At 57.5% G+C, this 8,469-nt stretch carries 4 protein-coding genes, 1 tRNA gene and 2 rRNA genes (1 of these 7 cut by a window edge); 4 read left to right on the top strand and 3 right to left on the bottom strand.

The window, feature by feature from the left end; all coding sequences use genetic code 11:
- From RTCIAT899_RS15965 to RTCIAT899_RS15955, 3 genes are all read left to right on the top strand, one after another.
- A 23S ribosomal RNA gene (locus RTCIAT899_RS15965) occupies positions 1-2,019 on the top strand; it begins 875 nt to the left of the window's first position.
- 270 nt (positions 2,020-2,289) lie between these two features.
- Positions 2,290-2,404 (top strand): 5S ribosomal RNA (gene rrf / locus RTCIAT899_RS15960).
- 356 nt (positions 2,405-2,760) lie between these two features.
- Positions 2,761-2,837, top strand: a tRNA-Met gene (locus tag RTCIAT899_RS15955).
- 122 nt (positions 2,838-2,959) lie between these two features.
- Here the strand turns inward: RTCIAT899_RS15955 and RTCIAT899_RS15950 are convergent.
- A complete protein-coding gene (locus RTCIAT899_RS15950) occupies positions 2,960-3,736 on the bottom strand; it encodes a class I SAM-dependent methyltransferase (protein WP_015341268.1) in 777 nt (258 codons plus the stop codon).
- A 138-nt stretch (positions 3,737-3,874) separates the two neighbouring features.
- Here RTCIAT899_RS15950 and RTCIAT899_RS15945 point away from each other — a divergent pair, with 138 nt between their 5' ends.
- A complete protein-coding gene (locus tag RTCIAT899_RS15945) occupies positions 3,875-4,738 on the top strand; it encodes an alpha/beta fold hydrolase (protein WP_015341267.1) in 864 nt (287 codons plus the stop codon).
- Between the two features lie 65 nt (positions 4,739-4,803).
- On the opposite strand, the gene RTCIAT899_RS15940 is transcribed toward RTCIAT899_RS15945, so the two are convergent.
- On the bottom strand, positions 4,804-7,365 hold the full coding sequence (locus tag RTCIAT899_RS15940) for a GcvT family protein (RefSeq protein WP_015341266.1): 2,562 nt from the start codon (positions 7,363-7,365) through the stop codon (positions 4,804-4,806).
- A 175-nt stretch (positions 7,366-7,540) separates the two neighbouring features.
- A complete protein-coding gene (locus RTCIAT899_RS15935; protein ID WP_015341265.1) occupies positions 7,541-8,431 on the bottom strand; it encodes an amino acid ABC transporter substrate-binding protein in 891 nt (296 codons plus the stop codon).
- Positions 8,432-8,469: the final 38 nt, after the last annotated feature.

Here is an 8,469-nt window from a genome sequence, read left to right as displayed (position 1 = left end):
TCTGTTGCAATAGATTGGGATGACTTGTGGCTAGGGGTGAAAGGCCAATCAAACTCGGAAATAGCTGGTTCTCCGCGAAATCTATTTAGGTAGAGCGTCTGACGAATACCCCCGGGGGTAGAGCACTGGATGGGCTATGGGGACTCACCGTCTTACTGATCCTAACCAAACTCCGAATACCGGGGAGTACTATCAGGCAGACACACGGCGGGTGCTAACGTCCGTCGTGAAAAGGGCAACAACCCTAACCTCCAGCTAAGGTCCCCAAGTCATGGCTAAGTGGGAAAGGATGTGAGGATCCCAAAACAACCAGGATGTTGGCTTAGAAGCAGCCATCATTTAAAGAAAGCGTAACAGCTCACTGGTCTAGTCAAGGGTCTTTGCGCCGAAAATGTAACGGGGCTGAAGCCATGCACCGAAGCTGAGGATTCCTCTTTGAGGAGTGGTAGCGGAGCGTTCCGTAAGCTGATGAAGGGGTACCCGTGAGGGGCCCTGGAGGTATCGGAAGTGCGAATGTTGACATGAGTAACGATAAAGAGGGTGAGAGACCCTCTCGCCGAAAGACCAAGGGTTCCTGCTTAAAGTTAATCTGAGCAGGGTTAGCCGGCCCCTAAGACGAGGCGGACACGCGTAGTCGATGGGAACCACGTTAATATTCGTGGGCCTGGTGGTAGTGACGGATTGCTTAACTTGTTCACACTTATTGGATTGTGTGGGCGGGGACGCGGTTCCAGGAAATAGCTCCACCGTATAGACCGTACCCGAAACCGACACAGGTGGTCAGGTAGAGTATACCAAGGCGCTTGAGAGAACTATGTTGAAGGAACTCGGCAAATTGCACGCGTAACTTCGGAAGAAGCGTGACCCTTATATGCGCAAGCATGTGAGGGTGGCACAGACCAGGGGGTAGCGACTGTTTACCAAAAACACAGGGCTCTGCGAAGTCGCAAGACGACGTATAGGGTCTGACGCCTGCCCGGTGCTGGAAGGTTAAGAGGAGGGGTGCAAGCTCTGAATCGAAGCCCCAGTAAACGGCGGCCGTAACTATAACGGTCCTAAGGTAGCGAAATTCCTTGTCGGGTAAGTTCCGACCTGCACGAATGGCGTAACGACTTCCCCGCTGTCTCCAACATAGACTCAGTGAAATTGAATTCCCCGTGAAGATGCGGGGTTCCTGCGGTCAGACGGAAAGACCCCGTGCACCTTTACTATAGCTTTACACTGGCATTCGTGTCGGCATGTGTAGGATAGGTGGTAGGCTTTGAAGCAGGGACGCCAGTTCTTGTGGAGCCATCCTTGAAATACCACCCTTATCGTCATGGATGTCTAACCGCGGTCCGTTATCCGGATCCGGGACAGTGTATGGTGGGTAGTTTGACTGGGGCGGTCGCCTCCGAAAGAGTAACGGAGGCGCGCGATGGTGGGCTCAGACCGGTCGGAAATCGGTCGTCGAGTGCAATGGCATAAGCCCGCCTGACTGCGAGACTGACAAGTCGAGCAGAGACGAAAGTCGGTCATAGTGATCCGGTGGTCCCGTGTGGAAGGGCCATCGCTCAACGGATAAAAGGTACGCCGGGGATAACAGGCTGATGACCCCCAAGAGTCCATATCGACGGGGTTGTTTGGCACCTCGATGTCGGCTCATCGCATCCTGGGGCTGGAGCAGGTCCCAAGGGTTTGGCTGTTCGCCAATTAAAGCGGTACGTGAGCTGGGTTCAGAACGTCGTGAGACAGTTCGGTCCCTATCTGCCGTGGGTGTAGGAATATTGACAGGATCTGTCCCTAGTACGAGAGGACCGGGATGGACATATCTCTGGTGGACCTGTTGTCCTGCCAAGGGCATAGCAGGGTAGCTATATATGGAATGGATAACCGCTGAAGGCATCTAAGCGGGAAACCAACCTGGAAACGAGTGTTCCCTATCAGAGCCGTGGAAGACGACCACGTTGATAGGCCGGGTGTGGAAGTGCGGCAACGCATGAAGCTTACCGGTACTAATAGCTCGATTGGCTTGATCGTTCCCATTGCCAGTGCTCATCAAACAAGTTTGATGAGGCAATAGGATGTAGGCAGTAGGCAATAGTCGCCTCTGCGTAGCATCCAAGACGTGTTCAAATAAAAAAATCCAGCTTCTCAAAATGTCCATGCATAAGCATGAACAACAGGCCTCCGTATGGGCGGCTGATGTCCCCTTCGAGCGACGAGCGAGAAGGAAAGGCATATCAGCCCAGAAAGAGCAACTTGTTAGTCCATGCGTTCCGCATGGACTAACAAGTTGCGCTTTGCCGACCTGGTGGTTATGGCGGGGTGGCTGCACCCGTTCCCTTTCCGAACACGGCCGTGAAACGCCCCTGCGCCCATGGTACTTCGTCTTAAGACGCGGGAGAGTAGGTCGCTGCCAGGTCTGCCAAACGCAACTCAGGCTAAATCGATGAAATCGATTTATGCCTCCGGGCTAAATTGCCAAGCAATTTATGCCTCCACGCTAAACCGCTTCAGCGGTTTATGCGTCACAAAATCTTCTCGTCACACTCTGAAATACGGCCAAGCCGTGTTACAATAGGCCGCTAACGCGGCCTTTGTCGCTTCTGAAAACAGATGTTCAAGGTGGGTTAACCCCGAAAAGGTACCCGCCTAACACGAGACAAATCCTGCGGATTTGCTCGGATGACGCAAGTTGGTAAACCAACTTGCTGTGGTGAGACAAACTCTGCGAGTTTGCTCACGCGCGATAAACCGCTCTGCGGTTTACGCTGGTGACGCGGGGTGGAGCAGCCCGGTAGCTCGTCAGGCTCATAACCTGAAGGCCGCAGGTTCAAATCCTGCCCCCGCAACCAAACTTTCCAAAACTTCCCTACAGACCGATACAGAACTCATGCCAAAATCTCGGGCGCAAACCTAAAAGCGGGCGCTCGTGGATCCGTGCCGTAGCGCATTCGCGGAGAGAGGTGGGAGCCACTTATCCTTCGGCCCGATCGGCGGTAATGATCCATGCGCGGGAGTGGAAGAGCACACCTTCGGAGGTCATATGCGCCTCCAGCAGATCATGCAGACGCTGCAGTGATTGGTCGGCTGTCCCGTCTGTATGCGAGAGCGCGTCCTTTACCATATACAGGTGGCTCAAGGCATCGACGGCGGAATCGACGTCAGGTCCATAGAAGACCGGTTCGCGCACATCGATGAAGTCGATCGCGGTGAAGCCGGCATTGCTCAGTAGCTTCGTGGCAATGGCGGGATCTGCGAGTGAAAACGCCTTGCCGGCTTTTTCAGAGATTGTGCTTCCTGGCGCCAGCGCCTGCCTGATAGCGCCGGACCATTTGTTGTGCTCTTCGCTTTGCCATACCATCCAGGCAATGCGTCCACCCGGACGCATCGTGCGGGCGATATTGGCAAATGCCGCCGGCGGATCGGCGAAGAACATGACGCCAAAACGGCTGATGCATAGATCAAAGGCAGCAGCTGGAAAGGCGTAGGTTTGCGCGTCGCCCAACTCGAAGCTGACGTTGCGTAATCCCGCTTGAGCGCTACGTTGGCGCGCAATCTCAAGCATCTCGGTGGAAATATCCACGCCGACCGCGCCGCCTTGTGTTGCGGCAAGAGCTGCTTGCCGGGTGGTTTGCCCGGCGCCGCAGCCAATGTCGAGTATCCGGTCATGCGTCCGGACGCTGGCGGTGGCTCGCAAATGCCGGTTATGCCGTGATAGTTCAGCGTCGTAAAAATCAGCACATTGCAGCACTACAAGCCTCCCTCATCTCGGAATTTCTTTGACGGAAGTCGATACCACTTGTTGCGGCCTCCTCATAAACTGATTGCATAATGAGATCGGTTATGCAATATGGATTCCAGTTGCAATTTGCAATCGGATGGATTTGTCATGGAACGAACGGAATCATTCGCCGCTGCCGAGACGTCAATCGAAGTCAAGGGAGCGAAACTGCAGACCCAAGCTTTCGGTGATCCCTCCAGCCCGCCCATCATATTGATCATGGGAATGATGGCTTCGATGCTGTGGTGGCCGGACAGGTTCTGCGAGGCATTTGCCGCCCGCCAGCGCTATGTGATCCGGTACGACCAGCGCGACACAGGCCTCTCGACACATTATCCGCAGGGCGAACCCCGTTATTCGTTCACCGATCTGGCTGACGATGCCATCGCAATTCTCGACGGCTACGGATTGGAAACGGCGCATGTGGCGGGCATGTCGATGGGGGGCGCCGTTGCACAGGAAGTCGCGTTGCGCCATCCCCGGCGTGTGCGCACGCTTACGCTGATCAGCACATCGCCGCTCGGCGCGGAGGGCTTGCCCTCCTCGACAAAGGGCTATCAGGAGCATTCCAGGTCGGCCGAAGCAATCGATTGGTCGAACCTCGAAGCTATTGCCGATTTCCTGCGTCGCGACACGGCCATGCTTGCCGGCACCAGGCATCCATACGATCCTGACGCTGCAAGTGCCATGATCGCCCGCGACATGGCACGGGCGCCGTCATTTGCCAGTGCTACGAACCATTTCACGCTCGTGAGCGAGGAAAGGCCTGCGAGGCTTCAGGCCTCCGATATCAAGCTGCCGGTCCTTGCGATCCACGGCACAGCCGATCCGCTGTTTCCCATAGAGCACGGGGAGGCCTTCACAAAGGTCGTCCGAGACGCGCGGTTGCACCGGGTCGAAGGTGGAGGGCACGAAATCCACGAGCGCGACATTGACGAGATCGCACAGGCCATCATCGATCATACAGCCTGACAGACGACCGGTCCGACAGACAACCGGAAAGCCAGGCATGACCTCGCTTTCCGGTTCGTTAGAAATCAGCTTCTCGGCTTCAGGTTCTCTGGATCGTATAGCGGCTTGTAGCCGACGCCGGCGACTTCGACCGGGTAGGTCTCGCCGAAATATTCGACCTTCAGCTTCCGGCCTTCCTGAGCATAGGACCAGGGGAGGTAGGCGAGTGCGATATTCTTGCCGATGGTCGGGCCATAGGCGATCGAGGTGGTGAAGGAGCGGCGGCCGAGGTCGTCGACCATGGTTTCGCCGGTTTCGGGGTCCATGACCGGCAAGATGCCGACCGGGTAGCGGGCAACGCCGTTGGAGTCGATGTTATCGGTCACGACGAGCGTGCAGAGCATCGCAGGCTGATGCTCGCGGGCGCGATATTCGAGGTGCTTCGCCTTGCCGCGAAAATCGGCTTCCTTGACCTTCGGGCGGGCGAGATCGGCTTCCAGCAGGTTATATTCCGTCAGCAGGTCGGCATTCTGCAGGCGCAGGCTCTTTTCCATGCGGCGGCTATTGGCATAGGTCTCGACGCCGACGGCGATGGCGCCCGTCGAACGCAGCGCATCCCAGACGGCCAGCGCGTCACCATAGGCCATGTGCAGTTCCCAGCCCTGTTCGCCGACGTAGGAAATGCGGAATGCCGTGACGTTCTTGCCGGCGATGCGGATCTGCTTGATCGCGGCGAAGGGGAAGTTCTCGTGCGAGAGGCTTTCCGGGCTTTCGACCACCTTCTGCAGGTTGGTGCGGGCATTCGGCCCCCAGATGCCGATCGTGACATAGCGTTCGGTGACGTCGGTGATGGTGACGTCGAAGCCCTTGTCCTCGGCAACGCGGCGCATGTAGTGGAAATCGCGCGGGCCGGCATCGGCGCCGTCGATCAGGCGGCAACGATCGGCCATGCGGATGACGGTGAAGTCGGCGCGCACCATGCCTTCGTCATCGAGGAAGTGGGTGTAGATGCCCTTGCCGATATTGGCGTCGCCACCGATCTTGGCCGCGCAAAGCCATTCCAGCAGTTCGACATGGTCAGGGCCTTCGATGTCGTACATGGCAAAATGCGAGAGGTTGATGATGCCGCAATCCTCGCTCAGCGCAAGGTGCTCGGCATTGGAGACGCGCCAGAAATGGCGGTTGTCCCATTCGTTTTCGCGCACCGGTATGCGATCGCCGTATTTCTCGAGCAGGTGCTCGTTGGCGGCATAGCCATGAGCACGCTCCCAGCCGCCAAGTTCCATGAAGTAGCCGCCGAGCTCTTTTTCTCGCTCATAAAAAGGCGAGCGACGGACATTGCGGCCGGTCGCATAGGGTTCGCGCGGGTGGACAGCGGGATTATAGATCTTCTGCGCAGCCTCGGTGCAGCGTCCTTCGATGAACTTTTCTTCCAGCATGTGCGGATAGAAGCGGGAATAATCGATCCTATTATGATCGATCGGCGTGCGGCCGTCGGTCATCCAGTCGGCAACGAGCTTGCCGAAGCCGGGGCCGTCCTTCACCCAGATGGCGACGCAATACCAGAGGCCGCGGACCTTCTGGCTTTCGCCGACGGACGGACCGCCATCGGTGGTGACCTGCAACAGACCGTTGAAGGAATGGCCTTCATTGTAGCCGAGTTCACCGAGGATCGGCGTCAATTCCATGGCGCGTTCGAGCGGCTCGATTATCTGCTCCATGTCGAGATCGCGCTGGGAAGGCGAAAGGCGAGCCTCGTGCTTTTCGAGGAGATCGCGGGGATGGCAGAGGCGCGGGTTCTTCTCTTCGTAGTAACCCCATTCGATCTGGCCGCCTTCCGCCGTCTTCGGATCACCGGTATCGCGCATATAGGCGGAATTGCCCTGGTCGCGCATCAGCGGGAAGCCGATTTCCTTGCCGGTATTGGCAAACTCGTTATAGGGGCCGAAGAAGGTCAGAGGGTGATCAACCGGCATGACCGGCAGGTCTTCGCCGACCATTTCGGCGATCAGGCGGCCCCAGAGACCGGCGCAGACGATCACGTATTCGGCTTCGATCGTACCGCGATGGGTGACGACGCCGGAGATGCGGCCATCCTTAACGATCAGCGACTGAGCCGGTGTATTGGCAAAAGACTGCAGCTTGCCGCTCTTCTCGCCCTGGTCGATCAACTTGCCGGCAACCGTCTGCGAACGGGGAATGACGAGGCCGGCATCCGGGTCCCACATGCCGCCCTGCACCATGCTTTCTTCGATCAGCGGGAATTTTTCCTTGATCTCCGCGGGGTCGATCAAGCTCACGCGCGTGCCAAAGGCCTTGCCCGAGGTGACCTTGCGCTTGATTTCGGCCATGCGGTCGTCATCGCCGACGCGGGCGACTTCCAGGCCGCCGACGCGGGCATAGTGGCCGAGCTTATCGTAGAAATCGATGGAGTAGAGGGTCGTCCAGCAGGAGAGGAAATCATGGCTGGTCGTGTAGCAGAAATCGGAAGCATGCGCCGTCGAGCCGATATCAGTCGGGATGCCTGATTTGTCGATGCCGACAATATCGTCCCAGCCGCGTTCGATCAGATGGTGGGCGATCGATGCGCCGACGATACCGCCAAGCCCGATGATGACGACCTTCGCCTTTTGAGGAAATACTGCCATTGCGTGCGACCCTGATTGATACTGAAAACGGATTTTATGATGTGTGCGGCGGCGACCAGAGCCTGTCTACGACATATTCAAGATGCTTGCACGACGATCATCACGCTGTCCTATCAGGAAATGGCTGGGTTTGTCGGCGACATATGCTAATCGGAGATGTCGCAAAGGCGACGGCTTATTGGGGGATCGACTGCATCATGATCTCGCGGCGCAGGATCGGGCCTTCCTGGCCGAAATAGGTCGTCAGCAACTTCGCGAAATCGTCGGACTGGTAGGTTTCGGTCAGCGTCTGATCGACGAGCAGGCGGAAGGTGGAGTCATCCTGCCGGAGGGCTATACCATAGGGCTCATGCGTAAAGAGGCGGTTGCCGATCGCGAGCGTGGACGGAGTATGGGCATGGGAAGCGAGATCGAAGAGCAGGGCGCGATCGGCGAAATAGGCATCGATCTTATGGTTTTCGAGCGCGGCCAAGCCGTCCTGATGCGTGGCGAAATCGGCGATCCGCGTCTTCGGCACGTCGGAACCTAGTGCCTCGCGCAGCGTCGCGCCCGTCGTCGTGTCGGCGCGAACGCCGATCGTGTTCGTCGCGGGGGCCGGCTTGGCCGAAACCTGCGCCAGCCGCTTGTCGAGGAACAAAGCCATTAGATAATCGGGCGAATCCCTGCGCAGTAGAGCGCTGGCACCGGTGATGAAGATCGGCTGGGAGAAATCGACATTCTGGCGTCGGCCGAGACTGATGGTCAGCGCGCCACAGAGAAGGTCGACCTGGCCGCTTTTGACTGCGTCGAAGCCATCGGCAAGCGTGGTTTCGATATAGTCGCGCTTGAGATCGGTGACCTTGCGCCCGACGGCATCGGCGACCTTGCCGCAGAGATCGATGGCATATCCCGCCGGGCTGCCATCCTTCTTCTTGAAGGAGAAGGGTGCTTCGTCGCTGATGTAGCCGATCCGGATCGTGCCCTTTTGGGCGATAAGATCCAGCGTTTGCGCGGCCGTAGCCGTGTAGGCGGATATGCCGAGGATAATGCCTGCCAGAACCAGTCGTCTCATGCAATGTGCCGGCATGATCCTGATCTCCAAAAGAAAATTGGGCAATCGCAAAG

Origin of the sequence: Rhizobium tropici CIAT 899 (genome assembly GCF_000330885.1) — a bacterium.
Taxonomy (GTDB): domain Bacteria; phylum Pseudomonadota; class Alphaproteobacteria; order Rhizobiales; family Rhizobiaceae; genus Rhizobium; species Rhizobium tropici.
Note: the sequence above shows the minus strand (reverse complement) of the source record. Positions and strands in the feature narration are given on the sequence as shown.

What these genes read in the sequence shown, in the direction of transcription:
- RTCIAT899_RS15945 (WP_015341267.1), top strand. Translation starts at nt 3,875, where the DNA reads ATGGAACGAACGGAATCATTCGCCGCTGCCGAGACGTCAATCGAAGTC.
- RTCIAT899_RS15940 (WP_015341266.1), bottom strand. Translation starts at nt 7,365, where the DNA reads ATGGCAGTATTTCCTCAAAAGGCGAAGGTCGTCATCATCGGGCTTGGC.
- RTCIAT899_RS15935 (WP_015341265.1), bottom strand. Translation starts at nt 8,431, where the DNA reads ATGCCGGCACATTGCATGAGACGACTGGTTCTGGCAGGCATTATCCTC.